This window comes from Streptomyces sp. 4F14 (assembly GCF_048159485.1).
In the GTDB taxonomy this organism is placed as follows: domain Bacteria; phylum Actinomycetota; class Actinomycetes; order Streptomycetales; family Streptomycetaceae; genus Streptomyces.
The window spans coordinates 90,332-107,886 of record NZ_JBLRVY010000026.1; the positions used below are offsets into that span (position 1 = coordinate 90,332).

12 protein-coding genes are annotated in these 17,555 nt (G+C 72.4%); 8 read left to right on the plus strand and 4 right to left on the minus strand.

The window, feature by feature from the left end; all coding sequences use genetic code 11:
• Window positions 1–18: 18 nt before the first annotated feature.
• A complete protein-coding gene (locus tag ACLZOT_RS35845; protein ID WP_416973323.1) occupies window positions 19–4,005 on the minus strand; it encodes a HAMP domain-containing protein in 3,987 nt (1,328 codons plus the stop codon).
• Between the two features lie 107 nt (window positions 4,006–4,112).
• Between ACLZOT_RS35845 and ACLZOT_RS35850 the strand changes: the two genes are divergently transcribed.
• Together ACLZOT_RS35850 and hemW are read left to right on the plus strand one after the other, a co-directional pair.
• Window positions 4,113–6,329 carry a SpoIIE family protein phosphatase gene (locus tag ACLZOT_RS35850; RefSeq protein ID WP_416973324.1) on the plus strand — a complete coding sequence of 739 codons (2,217 nt, stop codon included), beginning with the start codon at window positions 4,113–4,115 and terminating at the stop codon, window positions 6,327–6,329.
• 30 nt (window positions 6,330–6,359) lie between these two features.
• Window positions 6,360–7,592 (plus strand): radical SAM family heme chaperone HemW, encoded by a 1,233-nt coding sequence (gene hemW / locus ACLZOT_RS35855; RefSeq protein ID WP_416973325.1) that lies wholly within the window; start codon window positions 6,360–6,362, stop codon window positions 7,590–7,592.
• Window positions 7,593–7,629: 37 nt separating this feature from the next.
• Here the strand turns inward: hemW and ACLZOT_RS35860 are convergent, their stop codons facing one another.
• Both ACLZOT_RS35860 and ACLZOT_RS35865 read right to left on the minus strand, forming a co-directional pair.
• Complete coding sequence (locus ACLZOT_RS35860) at window positions 7,630–8,430, minus strand: DUF3097 domain-containing protein (RefSeq protein WP_416973326.1); 801 nt, start codon at window positions 8,428–8,430, stop codon at window positions 7,630–7,632.
• A gap of 32 nt (window positions 8,431–8,462) precedes the next feature.
• The gene (locus ACLZOT_RS35865; RefSeq protein ID WP_416973327.1) at window positions 8,463–9,152 is read right to left on the minus strand and encodes an MBL fold metallo-hydrolase; all 690 of its coding nucleotides are present in this window, start codon (window positions 9,150–9,152) and stop codon (window positions 8,463–8,465) included.
• 121 nt (window positions 9,153–9,273) lie between these two features.
• On the opposite strand from ACLZOT_RS35865, the gene hrcA reads away from it, so the two are divergent.
• The 4 genes from hrcA (at window position 9,274) to ACLZOT_RS35885 (ending at window position 13,483) form a co-directional block, all read left to right on the plus strand.
• Window positions 9,274–10,290 carry a heat-inducible transcriptional repressor HrcA gene (gene hrcA, locus ACLZOT_RS35870; RefSeq protein ID WP_416973398.1) on the plus strand — a complete coding sequence of 339 codons (1,017 nt, stop codon included), beginning with the start codon at window positions 9,274–9,276 and terminating at the stop codon, window positions 10,288–10,290.
• Window positions 10,291–11,427 carry a molecular chaperone DnaJ gene (gene dnaJ, locus ACLZOT_RS35875; RefSeq protein WP_416973328.1) on the plus strand — a complete coding sequence of 379 codons (1,137 nt, stop codon included), beginning with the start codon at window positions 10,291–10,293 and terminating at the stop codon, window positions 11,425–11,427.
• A gap of 200 nt (window positions 11,428–11,627) precedes the next feature.
• Entirely contained in the window at window positions 11,628–12,737 is a 1,110-nt protein-coding gene (locus tag ACLZOT_RS35880) for a nitronate monooxygenase (RefSeq protein WP_416973329.1), read from the plus strand.
• Window positions 12,737–13,483 (plus strand): 16S rRNA (uracil(1498)-N(3))-methyltransferase, encoded by a 747-nt coding sequence (locus ACLZOT_RS35885; protein ID WP_416973330.1) that lies wholly within the window; start codon window positions 12,737–12,739, stop codon window positions 13,481–13,483. The genes ACLZOT_RS35880 and ACLZOT_RS35885 overlap by 1 nt, the downstream gene beginning before the upstream one ends.
• Here the strand turns inward: ACLZOT_RS35885 and ACLZOT_RS35890 are convergent.
• A complete protein-coding gene (locus ACLZOT_RS35890; protein ID WP_416973331.1) occupies window positions 13,425–13,805 on the minus strand; it encodes a hypothetical protein in 381 nt (126 codons plus the stop codon). The genes ACLZOT_RS35885 and ACLZOT_RS35890 overlap by 59 nt on opposite strands.
• Window positions 13,806–13,907: 102 nt before the next feature.
• Between ACLZOT_RS35890 and ACLZOT_RS35895 the strand changes: the two genes are divergently transcribed.
• Window positions 13,908–17,117: a S41 family peptidase gene (locus tag ACLZOT_RS35895; RefSeq protein ID WP_416973332.1), complete on the plus strand. Its 3,210-nt coding sequence runs from the start codon at window positions 13,908–13,910 to the stop codon at window positions 17,115–17,117.
• An 82-nt stretch (window positions 17,118–17,199) separates the two neighbouring features.
• Window positions 17,200–17,553: a histidine triad nucleotide-binding protein gene (locus tag ACLZOT_RS35900; protein ID WP_416973333.1), complete on the plus strand. Its 354-nt coding sequence runs from the start codon at window positions 17,200–17,202 to the stop codon at window positions 17,551–17,553.
• Window positions 17,554–17,555: the final 2 nt, after the last annotated feature.

Sequence of the window (17,555 nt, forward strand, 5' to 3'; positions counted from 1 at the left end):
GGTGCTGCGCCGTCGTGGCTAGTCGCGCAGTTCCCCGCGCCCCTGGGGGCGTTCCAGTAACCCGGCCATTGCGGCCAGCAGTTCGTCGATGTTCACCGGCTTCGGTACGTAGTCGTCCGCGCCCCTCGCCATCGACTTCTCCCTGTCTCCCGGCATCGCCTTCGCCGTGAGGGCGATGATCGGGAGGTCGGTCCAGCGGGGGGAGTCGCGGATGGCGGCGATCGTCTCGTAGCCGTCCAGTTCCGGCATCATGATGTCCATCAGGACGAGGTCGATCTCCGGGTCGGCCGACAGGAGTTCGATGCCCTCGCGGCCGTTCTCCGCGTACCGGACGTCCATGCCGAGCCTGCCGAGGACGTGGGTCAGCGCGAACACGTTGCGGATGTCGTCGTCGACGATCAGGACCCGGCGGCCGGGCAGGACCTCCGCGGCGCGGCCGGTGCGCCAGGTCTCCGGCGTCTCGGCCGGAGGCCAGGTCTCGGGGGGTTCGGCGGGTTCGGCGGACGGCGGCGCGAGGTGGCCGGGGCTCACCAGCGGGACGTACAGGGTGAACGTCGAGCCGAGGCCGGGCGCGCTCTGGGCGACGATCCGGCCGCCTAGCAGGCCCGCGATCTCGCGGCTGATGGACAGCCCGAGGCCGGTGCCGCCGTACTTGCGGTTCGTGGTGCCGTCGGCCTGCCGGAACGCCTCGAAGATGCCCGGGAGTTGGTCCGGGGCGATGCCGATGCCGGTGTCGGTGACGGCGAACGCGACCATGTCCTCGGGGGCCCGGGTCACCCTCAGTTCGACCCGGCCCGAGGACGTGAACTTGACCGCGTTGGACAGCAGGTTGCGCAGGATCTGCTGGATGCGCTGCTCGTCGGAGTGCATGGTGCGCGGGACGTCGTCGCCGACCGACACCTCGAAGGCGAGGCCCCGGTCGAGGGTGAGCGGGCGGAACGTGGCGTGCACGTAGTCGAGGAGCTTGTTCAGCGGGAGCGTCCTGGGGCGTACGTCCATCCGGCCCGCCTCGATCTTCGACAGGTCGAGGATGTCGTTGATGAGCTGGAGCAGGTCGGAGCCGGAGCGGTGGATGGTCGTCGCGAACTGCACCTCCTGGTCGGAGAGGTGGCCGTCGGGGTTGTCGGAGAGCAACCGGGCCAGGATCAGCAGGGAGTTGAGCGGGGTGCGCAGCTCGTGCGACATGTTCGCCAGGAACTCCGACTTGTACTGCGACGACGTCGCCAGCAGGGCGGCCTTCTCGGCGAGTTCGGCGTTGGAGCGGCGCAACTCGGCCTGCTGCTTCTGGAGTTCGTCCGAGCGCTCCTGGAGCTGACGCGCGAGCCGCTGGGACTCGCCGAGCAGGGACTCCGTACGGGAGTTGGCGATGATCGTGCTGATCGCGACGCCGATCGTGTTCACGAACTGGTCGAAGAACGCGAGGTGGACGTCCGAGAAGCGGGAGAACGAGGCGAGTTCGACGACGCCGAGGAGCGTGTCCTCGAAGAGGATCGGGATGATGACGACCGTCGTCGGCGCCGCCTCCCCGAGACCGCTGGCGATCTTGATGTAGTCCGCCGGGGTCTCCTCCACCAGGATCCGCTTCTTCTCCCGCGCCGCCTGCCGGACCAGACCGTGCACCGGCAGCCCGCCCGTCTCGACGGCGCCGTACCCGGCGATGAACGCGAGCCCCTTCACCGGGCCGACGGTGTGGTCCTCGGGGTCGGCCAGGTAGAACGCCCCGTACTGGGCGTTCACCAGCGGTGTCAGCTCGCGCAGGATCAGGTCGGCGACCTCCATCAGGTCCCGGTGGCCCTGCATCAGCGCGGCGAGGCGGGCGAGGTTGGACTCCAGCCAGTCCTTCGCACGGGTCGTCTCGCGCAGCGTCGCCACCATCAGGTTGACGTCGTCCTTGAGTTCGGCGACCTCGCCGCTCGCCTCGACGGTGATCGCCCGCGTCAGGTCGCCCTGGGCCACGGCGGAGGCGACCTCGGCGATGGCGCGGACCTGTGTGGTGAGGTTCAGGGCGAGTTCGTTGACGTTGGTCGTCAGCCGCTTCCAGGTGCCGTAGACGCCCTCCACCCGTGCCTGGCCGCCGAGTTGGCCCTCGGAGCCGACCTCGCGGGCGACCCGGGTGACCTCCGAGGCGAACGCGGAGAGCGTGTCCACCATCGTGTTGATGGTCGTCTTCAGGGCGAGGATCTCGCCGCGCGCGTCCACGTCGATCTTCTTCGACAGGTCGCCCTGCGCGACGGCCGTCGCCACCTGCGCGATGTTGCGGACCTGCGAAGTCAGGTTGTCCGCCATGTAGTTGACGTTGTCGGTGAGGTCCTTCCACACCCCGGACACGCCCCGCACCTGCGCCCGGCCGCCCAGGTTGCCCTCCGTGCCGACCTCGGCGGCGACCCGGGTCACCTCGTCGGCGAACGCCCGCAGTTGCTCCACCATCGTGTTGACGGTGTCCTTCAACTGCTGGATCTCACCGCGCGCGTCGACCGAGATCTGCTTCGAGAGGTCGCCGTTGGCCACGGCGGTCGTCACCTGGGCGATGTTGCGGACCTGTGAAGTCAGGTTCGAGGCCATGAAGTTGACGTTGTCCGTCAGCTCCTTCCAGACCCCGGACACGCCCCGCACCTGCGCCTGACCGCCCAGGTTGCCTTCCGTGCCGACCTCGCGGGCGACCCGGGTCACCTCGTCCGCGAACGCGGAGAGCTGGTCCACCATCGTGTTGATGGTCGTCTTCAGCTCCAGGATCTCGCCCTTCGCCTCCACGGTGATCTTCTTGCCGAGGTCGCCCTGCGCGACGGCCGTCGAGACGAGGGCGATGTTGCGGACCTGTGAAGTCAGGTTGTCCGCCATGAAGTTGACGTTGTCGGTGAGGTCCTTCCAGACGCCGGAGACGCCCCGTACGTGGGCCCGGCCGCCGAGGTTGCCCTCGGTGCCGACCTCCCGCGCGACCCGGGTGACCTCGTCGGCGAACGCCGAGAGCTGGTCGACCATCGTGTTGACCGTGCTCTTCAGCTCCAGGAACTCGCCCCGCGCGTCCACGGTGATCTTCTGGCTGAGGTCGCCGTTGGCCACGGCGGTCGTCACCTGGGCGATGTTGCGGACCTGTGAAGTCAGGTTCGACGCCATGAAGTTGACGTTGTCCGTCAGGCCCTTCCAGACCCCGGACACGCCCCGCACCTGGGCCCGGCCGCCCAACTGGCCCTCCGTGCCGACCTCGCGGGCGACCCGGGTCACCTCGTCCGCGAACGCGGAGAGCTGCTCGACCATCGTGTTGACGGTCAGCTTCAGTTCGAGGAGTTCGCCGGTCGCCTCCACCGTCACCGTACGGGTCAGGTCGCCGCGCGCCACCGCCGTCGTCACCAGCGCGATGTCCCGCACCTGCGCGGTCAGCCGGGCCGCCATCGTGTTGACGGCCTCCGTCACGTCCCGCCAACTCCCCGACAGGCCCTGCACCTTGGCGCGGCCGCCGAGCCGGCCCTCGGTGCCGACCTCGCGGGCGACCCGGGTGACCTCGCCGGTGAACAGCGAGAGCTGGTCGACCATCTTGTTCACGGCCCGGCCCAACCGGCGCAGGTCGCCCCGGAGTTGGCGGGTGCCGTCGTGCAGGTCGACGCGCTGGGTGAGGTCGCCGCCCGCCACCGCGTCCAGGACCCGGGTCGCGTTCGCCGCCGGGGCGGCCAGGGCGTCCAGGAGCTGGTTCACCTCGTCCACCCGCGAGGTCCAACGGCCCTGCCCCGGACTGGCCGAGACCCGCTCGTCGATCCTGCCGTGCCGGATCACCTCGCGCTTCACGCGGCGCACCTCGTCGTTGAAGTGCGTACTGCGGTCCACGATCTGGTTGTAGACCGTGGTCAGTTCGGCCACGATCCCCACGTCCTCCACCGGTGTCGCGGCCCGGACGAAGTCGCCGTCCCGGGCCGCGAGCAACGCGGTGAGCAGAGGGCGTAGCGCAGATGCTCGAATCCCGCCCTCAATTGATCCGTCTTCGAGCACACACACAGCACTGTTCTCACTCATGACGGCCCACTTCGGTAACTCGGCGCTTATGGGCGTAGCCAGTCTGTCACCCTGTCCGTATCGAGCGAGGCGTATTCGAACCAACTGCCAGGGGAGGGGAGCTGTTCATGGGGACCATTCCGACCCAACGGGACTCGGCCCAGCGCTCACGGCTCCGCCGGCCGTCGCGGATCGGTACGACCCTGACGGGCAGCGCGCTCGCGCCGGGCACCGCGCGGGAGGTGCTGGGGCGGGCCCTGGGGGAGTGGGCCGCCGCCGGCTGGCACGCCACCGCCCGCGCCGGGGACGAGGCCGTCCTCGTCCTCAGCGAACTCGTCACCAACGCCGTCGTCCACGCCGGCACCGACGTCGAGATCAGCTGCCGGCTCGAAGAGCCGAAGGAGGGCGCCGCGTACGACATCGTCGTCGAGGTCTCCGACCGGCATCCCTCGCGGACACTGCGGGACGGCGACCCCGACCCGTCGTACGAACCCGCCGAGTACGGGCGGGGGCTCCGGCTCGTCACCGCGCTCGCGATGGAGTGGGGGGTGACCTACCGGCGGGACGGGAAGACCGTGTGGGCGCGGATGGGGGAGTTGGAGGGGTGCGGGGAGTGCGGGGCCGAGGGAGGGGGCGGCGGGCGCGGGGAGCGCCAGCCCCTCCAGGGCGGCGGGCGCGTGGAAGCCCAGCCCTTCCAGGGCGGCGGGCGCGTGGAAGCCCAGCCCTTCCAGGGCGGCGGGCGGGGGGAAGCCCAGCCGCTGCCTGGAGGCGGGCGTGGGGAGCCCAAGCCCCTGCCGGGCGGCGGGCGTCGGGAGCCCCAGCCCCAGCCTCAGCCTGGAGGCGGGCGTCGGGAGCCCCAGCCTCTGCCGGGCGGCGGGCGCGGGGAGTACCAGCCCCTCCGGGGCGCCGAGCCCCACGCGGGTGCCGAACCCCAGGCCGGCGCCGAGCCGTGCGGGACCTGTGGTCACCCCGGCGGGCCCGGCCGCGCCCCCGTCTCCGTGCTCGGGCCCCTGCCCTCCCTCGGGCTCGCCGTCGCTCTCGCGCCCGAACCCCAGCACTCGCCCGACGAACGGGACTGGCTCGGGCGCGGTGCGCTCTCGTTCCTCGCCGAGGCGTCCGACCTGCTCGCCGGACAGCTCGACGAGGACCTCGTCGCCGCGCTCACCGGACAGGTCGTCGTCCCGAGGGTCGCCGACTGGTGCGCCGTCTGGCTGGAGGACGAGACGGCCGGTGCGGGGGCCCGGCTGGCCCGGGTCTGGCACAAGAGCGAGGGGTGCCTCGAAGCGCTCAGGCGGGAGCTGGAGCAGACGCCGCCCCGGCCCGCCGAGAACCACGGGCGCCCCCCTGATACCCAGCCCTACGACCACCCCTGGCCCGGCCAGTCCCTCGGTGCGCCCGGCACCGCCCTCGCGTACCGGCTCGTCGCCGGGGGACGGGTCCTCGGCACCCTCGTCATCGGGCGCTGCGGGATCCTGCGGTTCCCCGACGAGGTGACCGGGCTCGTCGAGGACCTCAGCCGCCGGGTCGCCCTCGCGGTCGGCGCCGCCCGGCAGTACGCCCGCCAGGTCACCATCAGCTCCGTCCTCCAGAGCGGGCTGCTGCCCGGGGCCGTCGCCGAGATCCCCGGCGTGCGCAGCGCCCTCGTCTACGAACCCCGGGAGAAGGGCGGCCCCAGCGGCGACTTCTACGACCTCTTCCCCGCCGGGAACGGCCGCTGGTGCTTCGCGATCGGCGACGTCCAGGGGAAGGGCCCGGAGGCCGCCGTCGTCATCGGGCTCGCCCGGCCCTGGCTGCGGCTGCTCGCCCGGGAGGGGTACGGGGTCGCGGACGTCCTCGACCGGCTCAACCAGCTCCTCCTCGACGACGCGACCGAGGCCGCCGACGCCGCCGCCCGCGCGTACGTGGGCCCCGCCGGACCCGGCGAAGGCCCCCAGACCCGCTTCCTCTCCCTCCTCTACGGCGAACTCGTCCCCTACGACGGCGGGATCCGCGTCACCCTCGCCTCCGCCGGCCACCCCCTGCCGCTCCTGCTGCGCCCCGACGGCACGGTCACGCCCGTCGCCCAGCCCCAGACCCTCATCGGCGTCGTCGAGGACGCGACCTACACCAGCGAGATCCTCGACCTGCTCCCCGGCGACAGCCTCCTGTGCGTCACCGACGGGGTCACCGAACGGCGCGACGGGGGACGGCAGTTCGACGACGGCGACGGCCTCGCTGTCGCCCTCGCCGGCTGCCAGGGCTACGACGCGGAACTGATCGCCGAGCGGATCATGGAACTCGTCCACGACTTCGGCTCGCAGCCCCCCGAGGACGACCTCGCGCTGCTGGTCCTGCAGGCGGAGTAGCGCACGGCGGGGGTGCGGGACAATGGGGGCATGCCTTCCGTACTTCCCGACGGCGAACCCGTCCCCGCCGACGGCGCGCTGCCCGCCGCCGCGCTCGCCGGGGCCGCGGAGCGTCCGCTCGGCTTCTACCTGCACGTTCCCTACTGCGCGACGCGCTGCGGGTACTGCGACTTCAACACGTACACCGCGACCGAGCTACGGGGCACGGGGGGCGTGCTCGCCTCGCGCGACAACTACGCGGACACCCTGACCGACGAGATCCGGCTCGCCCGCAAGGTCCTCGGGGACGACCCGCGCCCGGTCCGGACCGTGTTCGTGGGCGGGGGGACGCCCACCCTGCTGGCCGCCGGGGACCTCGTCCGGATGCTCGGCGCGATCCGCGAGGAGTTCGGGCTCGCGGACGACGCCGAGGTCACCACCGAGGCGAACCCGGAGACCGTGGACCCCGCCTACCTCGCCGCCCTGCGCGAGGGCGGCTTCAACCGGGTCTCCTTCGGGATGCAGAGCGCCCGGCGCCACGTACTGAAGGTGCTGGACCGTACGCACACCCCCGGGCGGCCCGAGGCGTGTGTCCGAGAGGCGCGGGACGCCGGGTTCGAGCACGTCAACCTCGACCTCATCTACGGCACCCCCGGCGAGTCCGACGACGACTGGCGGGCCTCCCTCGACGCCGCGCTCGGCGCCGGTCCCGACCACGTCAGCGCGTACGCCCTCATCGTCGAGGAGGGCACCCAGCTCGCGCGCCGGATCCGCCGGGGCGAGGTCCCGATGACCGACGACGACGTCCACGCGGACCGGTACCTGATCACGGAGTCCGTGCTGTCCGGGGCCGGGTTCGAGTGGTACGAGGTGTCGAACTGGGCCACCTCCGAGGCCGGGCGCTGTCTGCACAACGAGCTGTACTGGCGCGGCGCCGACTGGTGGGGTGCGGGGCCTGGCGCTCACTCTCACGTAGGGGGCGTGCGCTGGTGGAACGTCAAGCACCCGGGGGCGTACGCGGCGGCCCTGAGCGCCGGGAACTCACCGGGCGCCGGCCGGGAGCTGCTCTCCGAGGAGGACCGCCGCGTCGAGCGCATCCTCCTGGAACTGCGCCTGCGCGAGGGGGTCCCGCTGGACCTGCTCCGCGAGGAAGGCACCGCCGCCGCACACCGCGCGCTGGGGGAAGGGCTGCTGGAGCAGGGGCCGTACGACGCGGGGCGGGCCGTGCTGACGCTGCGGGGGCGGCTGCTCGCGGACGCGGTGGTGCGGGACCTGGTGGACTGACCGACCCCGGTCGCCCTGTTCACCCCGCTCACCCCGTTCACTCCGTGACGAAGTCGATCAACTCCTCCACCCTGCCCAGCAGTTCCGGCTCCAGGTCCTTGTACGACGTCACCCGGTCCAGGATCGCCCGCCACACCGCGCCCGTGTTCTCCGACGGCCACCCGAGCGCCCGGCACACCCCGGTTTTCCAGTCCTGCCCGTGCGGGACGCGAGGCCACCCGGCGATGCCGAGGGACGACGGCTTCACCGCCTCCCAGATGTCGATGTACGGGTGTCCGACGACGAGCGCGTGCTCGCTGGTCACCGACCGGGCGATCCGCCACTCCTTCGTCCCCGGCAGCAGGTGGTCGACGAGGATGCCGAGGCGGGCGTCGGGTCCTGGCGCGAACTCGGCGACGATCGCGGGGAGGTCGTCGACGCCCTCCAGGTACTCGACGACGACGCCCTCGATGCGCAGGTCGTCGCCCCAGACCTTCTCGACCAGCTCGGCGTCGTGCCGCCCCTCGACGTAGATACGGCCCGCACGGGCGACGCGCGCGCGGGCGCCGGGCACGGCGACGGAACCGGAAGCCGTACGGGTGGGACGTACCGAAGCGCCGGACGGCTTCACCAGCGTCACCACCTTCCCCTCCAGCAGGAACCCGCGCGGCTCCATGGGGAACACGCGGTGCTTGCCGAAGCGGTCCTCCAGCGTCACCGTCCCCGCCTCGCAGCGGATCACCGCACCGCAGAACCCGCTGCCGGGCTCCTCGACGACGAGGCCGGGGTCGGCCGGGATCTCGGGCGCGGGGCCCTGCTTCTTCCACGGCGGGGTGAGGTCCGGCGAGTACTGGCGCATTCGGATGACGATAGGAGAAGCGTGCGCGGGACTCACCGGCGCGACACGCCGAACCGTTCGCCGAGGGCGTCCCGCTGCCGCCGTACGAACGCCGCGTCGACCACCGCCCCGTGACCGGGCACGTACAGCGCGTCCTCCCCGCCCAGCGCCAGCAGCTCGTCCAGCACCCCGGGCCAGCGCGCCGGCTCGGCGTCCGGCCCCGCCTGCGGCTCCCCGGACTCCTCGACGAGGTCCCCGCAGAACACGACCGGCACGGCACCGGAGACGGTGACGACAAGGTCGTACGGACTGTGGGCGGGACCCAGGGGCACGAGGTCGACGCCCGGGACCGGGGTGCAGGCGCGCGTGACCACGTGCCCGGGGGCGGTCAGCGCGGCGGCGGCTTCCCGGGCGAGCCCCGCGTCGAGGCCGTTGCGTACGGCGTCGTCGGCCAGCTCGGCGGCGTCGTACCCGGCGTAGGCCGCGTACACCTCCGCCTCCGGGAAGGACGCGGCGCCGAGGACGTGGTCGAAGTGGGGGTGGGTCAGCGCGAGATGGGTCACATTGACGGGGAGGAGATCACGCAGGCGCGCGCCCTCGGGGAGGCTGGAGCCGGCGTCGACCAAGAGCGCGGCGTCCGGGGTGATCACCAGCCCCACCGTGCAGTCCCATCCCGGCAGGCGGACGCGGCCGACGCCTTCCGTGAGACGTTCCCAGCCCAGCTCTTCCCAAGTCACCGTCATACAGAGACGCTAGCCGTACCATCCGGCGACGGGGACGACCTTGCCCCCGTGGTACCCGACCGCCGTACACTGGCACTCGTAGGTGACGAGTGCCAAGGGCGGACTTCTGGAGGTGTGCGCGGTGCTGAGTGAACGCAGGCTTCAGGTGCTGCGCGCGATCGTCCAGGACTATGTGGGGACCGAGGAGCCGGTGGGTTCCAAGGCGCTCACCGAACGGCACAACCTCGGGGTGTCCCCGGCGACCGTGCGCAACGACATGGCCGTCCTGGAGGACGAGGGCTTCATCCACCAGCCGCACACGAGTGCGGGGCGCATCCCCACCGACAAGGGCTACCGCCTGTTCGTCGACCGCCTGGCCGGCGTCAAGCCGATGACGGCGCCCGAACGCCGGGCGATCCACCACTTCCTGGACGGCGCGGTCGACCTGGACGACGTGGTGGCGCGCACGGTCCGGCTGCTCGCGCAGCTCACCCGCCAGGTCGCCGTCGTCCAGTACCCCTCCCTCACCCGCTCCACCGTCCGTCACGTCGAGCTGCTGGCGCTCGCGCCCGCGCGGCTGATGCTCGTGCTGATCACGGACACGGGCCGGGTGGAGCAGCGGATGGTGGACTGCCCGGCGCCCTTCGGGGACGCCTCGCTGGCGGATCTGCGCGCGCGGCTCAACAGCCGGGTCGCGGGGCGCCGGTTCAGCGACGTGCCCCCGCTCGTCGAGGACCTCCCGGAGGCTTTCGAGCGCGAGGACCGGGGTACGGTCTCGATGGTGCTCTCCACTCTCCTGGAGACGCTCGTCGAGGAGAACGAGGAGCGGCTGATGATCGGCGGAACCGCCAATCTCACCCGCTTCGGACATGACTTTCCCCTCACCATCCGGCCCGTCCTGGAAGCCCTGGAGGAGCAGGTCGTGCTCCTCAAGTTGCTGGGCGAGGCGGGGGATTCGGGCATGACCGTGCGCATCGGGCACGAGAACGCCTACGAGGGACTCAACTCCACGTCCGTCGTGTCGGTCGGCTACGGTTCGGGCGGCGAGGCAGTCGCCAAGCTCGGCGTGGTCGGACCGACCCGCATGGACTACCCGGGAACGATGGGAGCGGTACGCGCAGTGGCGAGGTACGTCGGACAGATCCTGGCGGAGTCGTAAGTGGCCACGGACTACTACGCCGTACTCGGCGTGCGCCGTGACGCGTCGCAGGATGAGATCAAGAAGGCGTTCCGCCGGCTCGCGCGCGAGCTGCACCCGGACGTCAACCCGGACCCGAAGACCCAGGAGCGGTTCAAGGAGATCAACGCCGCCTACGAGGTGCTGTCGGACCCGCAGAAGAAGCAGGTCTACGACCTCGGCGGCGACCCGCTCTCGCAGAGCGGCGGCGGGGGCGCGGGCGGCTTCGGCGCCGGTGGCTTCGGCAACTTCTCCGACATCATGGACGCGTTCTTCGGTACGGCGTCCCAGCGCGGTCCGCGCTCGCGCACCCGGCGCGGCCAGGACGCGATGATCCGCCTGGAGGTCGACCTCGACGAGGCCGCCTTCGGTACGACCAAGGACATCCAGGTCGACACGGCGATCGTCTGCAACACCTGTAGCGGCGAGGGGGCCGCGCCCGGCACCACCGCGCAGACCTGCGACATGTGCCGTGGCCGTGGCGAGGTCTCGCAGGTCACCCGCTCCTTCCTCGGCCAGGTCATGACCTCCCGGCCCTGTCCGCAGTGCCAGGGCTTCGGGACGGTCGTGCCGACGCCGTGCCCCGAGTGCGCGGGCGACGGCCGGATCCGCTCCCGGCGGACGCTCACGGTCAAGATCCCGGCCGGCGTCGACAACGGCACGCGCATCCAGCTCGCCGGCGAGGGCGAGGTCGGGCCCGGTGGCGGTCCCGCCGGTGACCTCTACGTCGAGATCCACGAACTCCCGCACTCCACGTTCCAGCGCCGGGGCGACGACCTGCACTGCACGGTCACCATCCCGATGACGGCGGCCTCCCTCGGAACGAAGGTCCCGCTGGAGACCCTGGACGGCATGGAGGAGGTCGACATCCGCCCCGGCACCCAGTCCGGCCAGTCGATCCCCCTCCACGGCCGGGGCGTCACGCATCTGCGGGGCGGCGGCCGAGGCGACCTCATCGTCCACGTCGAGGTCCAGACCCCGACCAAGCTCGACCCGGAACAGGAACGACTCCTGCGGGAGCTGGCCAAGCTACGGGGCGAGGAACGGCCGACGGGGCAGTTCCAGCCCGGGCAGCAAGGGCTGTTCTCGCGGCTGAAGGACGCTTTCAACGGCCGCTGACGCGAGCTGGCGCGGCGGCCGGGGGTCCGGGGGTTGGCCCCCGGGCAGGCACAGTCAGCCCGGGCAGCAAGGGTTGTTCTCGCGCCTGAAGGACGCCTTCAACGGGCGTTAGTCCTGTGGCCTGTGCGCCGGCATGTGTTGGCATGTGCCAAACCCGGGGTCGGTTCGAGGTTGTTCGGAGGACGTGACAACATGCGGTCATGTCCTCCGAACTGACCGATCTCTTTCCTCTCCCGATCGTGCAGGCCCCCATGGCGGGCGGCGTCTCCGTGCCGAGGCTGGCTGCGGCCGTGTCCGAGGCCGGCGGTCTCGGCTTCCTCGCCGCCGGGTACAAGACGGCCGACGGCATGTACGAGGAGATCAAGCAGGTCCGTGGCCAGACCTCGCGGCCGTTCGGTGTGAACCTCTTCATGCCCCAGCCGGAGTACGCCGAGACGGACGCGGTGGAGCTCTACGCACATCAGCTCGCCGGCGAGTCCACCTGGTACGAGACGGAGCTCGGCGACCCCGACAGCGGCCGGGACGACGGGTACGAGGCGAAGCTCGCCGTCCTGCTCGACAACCCCGTCCCCGTCGTGTCGTTCCACTTCGGCGCCCCCAGCCCCGAGACGCTGGCGAACTTCCGGCGGGCCGGCACGCTCACCCTCGTCACCGCGACCTCCCCGGAGGAGGCCGTCGCGATCGAGCGCGCGGGCGCGGACGCGGTGATCGTGCAGGGCGTCGAGGCGGGCGGTCACCAGGGGACGCACCGCGACAACCCGGAGAACGACCGTGCGGGCGTCGGCCTCCTCGCTCTGCTCACACAGATCCGCGAGGCGGTGTCGCTGCCCCTGATCGCGGCCGGCGGGATCATGCGGGGGAGCCAGATCGCGGCGGTGATGGCGGCAGGCGCGTCCGCCGCCCAGCTCGGCACGGCGTTCCTCGCGACGCCGGAGTCCGGAGCGGCCGCCGTGCACAAGCAGGCGCTGACCAACCCCCTGTTCGCGCGCACGGAGCTGACGCGCGCCTTCTCGGGCCGCCCGGCACGGGGACTGGTCAACCGCTTCCTGCGCGAGCACGGCCCGTACGCGCCCGCCGCGTACCCCGAGATCCACCACCTCACCTCGCCGCTGCGCAAGGCCGCCGCGAAGGCCGGGGACGCGCAGGGCATGGCCCTGTGGGCGGGCCAGGGCCACCGCATGGCCCGTGACCTGCCCGCCGGGGACCTCGTCGAGGTGCTCGCGGCCGAACTGGACGCCGCGCGCGCCGCGTTGGCCGCGACAGCGCCGCTGCCCGACGACGCGCCGACCGCCGACGGGGGCGTGGCCTGATGACCGCTCCGGTCTTCGTGGTCGAGCGACTCGCGGGCGCGGGGCCGGAGTTCGTGCTCGACGGCCCCGAGGGGCGGCACGCGGTCTCCGTGAAGCGCCTCCAGCCGGGCGAGCCGGTCGTCCTCACGGACGGCGCCGGGCACTGGGCCGAGGGCGAGGTGCTCGCCGCGGAGGGCAAGGACCGGCTCGTGGTCCGGCTCTCCCCGGTGTCCGAGGAGCCGCTCCCGGCGCCCCGCCTCACCGTCGTCCAGGCCCTTCCCAAGGGTGACCGGGGGGAGTTGGCCGTCGAGACGATGACCGAGGTCGGCGTCGACGCGATCGTCCCCTGGTCCGCGTCCCGGTGCATCACCCAGTGGAAGGGCGAGCGCGGCCAGAAGGCGCTGGCCAAGTGGCGTGCCACGGCCCGGGAATCGGGCAAGCAGTCCCGCCGGGTGCGGTTCCCCGAGGTCGCGGAACTGGCGAGTGGCAAGCAGGTCGCCGCGCTTCTCGCGGGGGCCGGCCTCGCGGTCGTCCTGCACGAGGACCGGGAGTACGGGAGCGCGCCGCTCGCTTCGGTGGAGTTGCCCTCCGCCGGCGAGATCGTCCTCGTCGTCGGCCCCGAAGGAGGCGTCTCCCCCGAGGAGTTGGCCCTCTTCGAGGAGGCCGGCGCGATGACGTGCCGCCTGGGCCGCAGCGTCCTGCGTACGTCTACGGCAGGGACGGCGGCAGCGGCGCTGGTGCTGGGGCGGACCGGTCGCTGGTCGTAGCCCGGACCCGGTCGGCCGCCGCGTCGAACAGCTCCCAGCCGTCGACCTCCGAACACGCCCCGAACAGGCCCCTGTTCTCGGCCTCCTCCACGAACGCCCGGACCACGGACGGGAGACGGAGGTTCAGATGACGGTCGGGCGTGCTGACCGTGCCCGTGCCGGTGGTGAAGCCGCCGGAGGGGATACGGCCCGGGCCCCCGGCGAAGACGAGGCGCAGCCGGACGTTGTCGCGGCCCAGGCTGAGGGTGTCCCGGCAGGGCGGGTGGGCATGGCGGACGGACCAGTGGTAGTCCCGGCCCACCGTGATCTTCCGTAAGCGCATGGCCCTCATCCTGCCGGACCCGGTGGCGGGAGGCTCGCGGATATGCGGGCAGGTGATCCGAAAGCGGTGTCTCTGCGGGCGTTCCCCGCTTAGGGTGAGCCGGTGACCCAGCCCGCTGCGTATCTCCGGTTCCCGCATCTGCACGGCGACTTGGTGGCCTTCACCGCCGAGGACGACGTCTGGCTCGCACCGCTCGACGGTGGTCGGGCCTGGCGGGTGAGCGCCGACAACATGCCCGTCACCGCCCCCCGGATATCCCCGGACGGGGCGACGGTCGCCTGGACGTCGACGCGGGACGGGGCCCGGGAGGTCCAGGTCGCGCCGGTCGAGGGCGGTCCGTCGACCCGGCTGACGTACTGGGGGAGCGCGTCCACCCGCGTGTGCGGCTGGACCCCCGAGGGGCACGTCCTCGTCGTGTCGACGTACGACCAGGCGTCCCGCTCCCGGAGCTGGGCCCGTGCCGTCCCGCTCGACGGGGGACCGGCGACGACCCTGCCGTACGGACTCGTCGACGATCTCGCGCTCGGCGGGCCGCATGTCGTGCTGCTGTCCGCGCGGCACGGCCGGGAGGCGGCGCACTGGAAGCGCTACCGGGGCGGCATGGCGGGCAAGTTGTGGATCGACCCCGGTCAGGAGGGCGAATTCGTCCGGCTGCACGCCGAGTTGGACGGGAACCTGGAGTCGCCCGCGTGGGTGGGGGAGAGGATCGCCTTTCTCTCCGACCACGAGGGGACCGGCGCCGTGTACTCCTCGCTCGCCGACGGGTCCGACCTGCGCCGGCACACCCCCCAAGGCGGCTTCTACGCACGGCACCTGACCAGCGACGGCACCCGGCTCGTGTACGCGTCCGGCGGCGCGCTCTGGCTCCTCGACGACCTCGACGGGGCCGAACCCCGGCTCCTGGACGTCCGGTTGGGCGGCCAGCGCATGGACCGCAGACCCCGCCCCCTCGCCCCCGCCGGCTGGCTCGGCGAGGCCGCGCCCGACCACACCGCGCGCGGCAGCGCCGTAGAGGTCCGCGGCGGGCTGCACTGGGTCACCCACCGCGCCGGACCCGCCCGCGCGCTCGCCGCCGAGCCGGGGGTGCGGGCGCGGCTGCCGCGGACCTTCCGTACGCCGGAGGGCGAGGAGTGGGTCGTGTGGGTGACCGACGCGGAGGGGGAGGACGCGCTGGAGTTCGCGCCCTCGACCGGGATCGCGCCGGGTGCCACCCCGCGCCGGCTCGCGGGCGGCGCGCTCGGGCGGGTCCTTGAGCTGGCCATGGCGCCCGACGGCAGCCGGGCCGCCGTCGCCTCGCACGACGGTCGGCTGCTGTTCGTCGAGCGGGAGAGCGGCGAGGTCCGCGAGGTCGTCCACAGCGACGACGGCGACGTCTCCGACCTGGTCTTCTCACCGGACTCCGGCTGGCTCGCCTGGACCCACCCCGGCCCGAGCCCGCTCAGTCAGCTGATGCTGGCCAACACCACCGACCTGTCGGTCACCGAGGCGACGCCGCTGCGCTTCCGCGACTACGCGCCCGCGTTCACCCTCGACGGCAAGCACCTCGCGTTCCTCTCCACCCGCGCCTTCGACCCCGTCTACGACCAGCACGTCTTCGACCTGTCCTTCCTCGCCGGCGCCCGCCCCCACCTCATCACCCTCGCCGCGACCACCCCGTCCCCCTTCGGGCCCCAGCGGCACGGGCGGGCCTTCGAGGCGCCCGACAAGGACGAGACCCCCGACAGCGAGGGCACCCCCGCGACCCGCGTCGACCTCGACGGGCTCGCGGACCGCATCGTGCCCTTCCCGGTCGAGGCCGGCCGCTACTCGTCGCTGCGCGCAGCCAAGGACGGGCTCCTGTGGCTGCGCCACCCCGTCCAGGGCGTCCTCGGCACCTCCAGGGCCACCCCCGAGGACCCCGCCGCCACCACCGACCTGGAGCGGTACGACCTCGCCGGGCGGCGCGTCGAGCACCTCGCCGACGACGCCGACGGCTTCCAGGTCAGCGGCGACGGGAAACGGCTCCTGCTGTGGACCGACGGCAAGCTCAAGGTCGTCCCCAGCGACCGGCGGGCCTCCGGCGACGAGGACAGCGACTCCAACATCACCGTCGACCTCGCGCGGATCCGGCAGACCGTCGACCCCGCCGCCGAGTGGCGGCAGATGTATGACGAGGCGGGCCGCCTGATGCGGGACAACTTCTGGCGGGAGGACCTCGGCGGCGTCGACTGGACCGGCGTCCTCGACCGCTACCGGCCCGTCCTCGAACGCGTCGCCACCCACGACGACCTCGTCGACCTCCTCTGGGAGGTTCAGGGCGAGCTGGGGACCTCCCACGCGTACGTCACGCCCGGCTGGGCGTACGGGCGCGGGCCCCGGCAAGGGCTACTCGGGGCGGACATCTCCCGTGCCGCCGACGGGAGTTGGCGCGTCGACCGGATCCTGCCCTCCGAGACGTCCGACCCCGAGGCGCGCTCTCCCCTCGCGGCGCCGGGAGTCGCCGTACGGGTCGGGGACGCGATCGTCGCCGTCGGGGGGCATCCCGTCGACCCCGTCGCCGGGCCTGGTCCTCTCCTCGTCGGTACGGCCGGGAAAGCCGTCGAGCTGACTGTCTCGCCCGCCGACGGGGGTGACGTCCGGCATGCCGTCGTCGTACCTGTGGGGGATGAGGAGGCTCTCAGGTATCACGCGTGGGTCGCCGACCGGCGGGCGTACGTCCATGCCGCGTCCGGGGGGCGGCTCGGGTACCTCCACGTTCCCGACATGCAGGCGCCCGGGTGGGCCCAGATCCACCGTGACCTGCGGGTCGAGGTGGCCAGGGAAGGGCTCCTCGTCGACGTCCGCGAGAACCGGGGCGGGCATACCTCCCAGCTCGTCGTCGAGAAGCTCGCGCGGCGGGTCGTCGGGTGGGACCTCGCCCGGGGGATGCGGCCCACGACCTACCCCCTCGACGCGCCCCGCGGGCCCGTCGTCGCCATCGCCAACGAGTTCTCCGGGTCCGACGGGGACATCGTCAACGCGGCGATCAAGGCCCTCGGGATCGGGCCGGTGGTCGGGACCCGGACCTGGGGCGGGACCATCGGCATCGACAGCCGGTACCGGCTGGTGGACCGGACGCTGGTCACCCAGCCGAAGTACGCGTTCTGGCTGGAGGGGTTCGAGTGGGGGGTGGAGAACCACGGGGTCGACCCCGATGTGGAGGTGGTGGTACGACCTCAGGACTATGTGGCGGGGGCGGATGTGCAGCTGGACGCGGCGATAGGGCTGGCGCTGGACGGGCTGGGACAGGGGGAGGCCCGGGTGGCGCCGGAGGTGCCGGGGCTGCCGTCGTAGAGGTGCGGGGAGGAGCGGACCGGCCAGGTGTCCGCCACACCCGTACGACTACCATTCGTTCTACTACCTAGGAGGGACACGTATGGCAGGGGAGCCGCAGGGCGGGTGTCTGTTCTGCAAGGTGGTCGCCGGGACGATTCCGGCGACCATTGTCAGGGAGACCGAGACCACTGTCGCGTTCCGGGACATCAATCCTCAGGCGCCCACGCATGTGCTCGTGATTCCCAAGGTGCATTACGAGAATGCCGGCGCTCTGGCTGTGGGGGCTCCCGATGTTCTCGCGGATGTCCTGCGGGAGACGCAGGCCGTCGCCGACGAGGAGAAGCTCGACAGTTATCGGACGGTTTTCAATACCGGGGCCGGTGCCGGGCAGACCGTGTTCCATGTTCACGCGCACGTCCTGGGCGGGCGTGGGCTTCAGTGGCCGCCAGGGTGAGT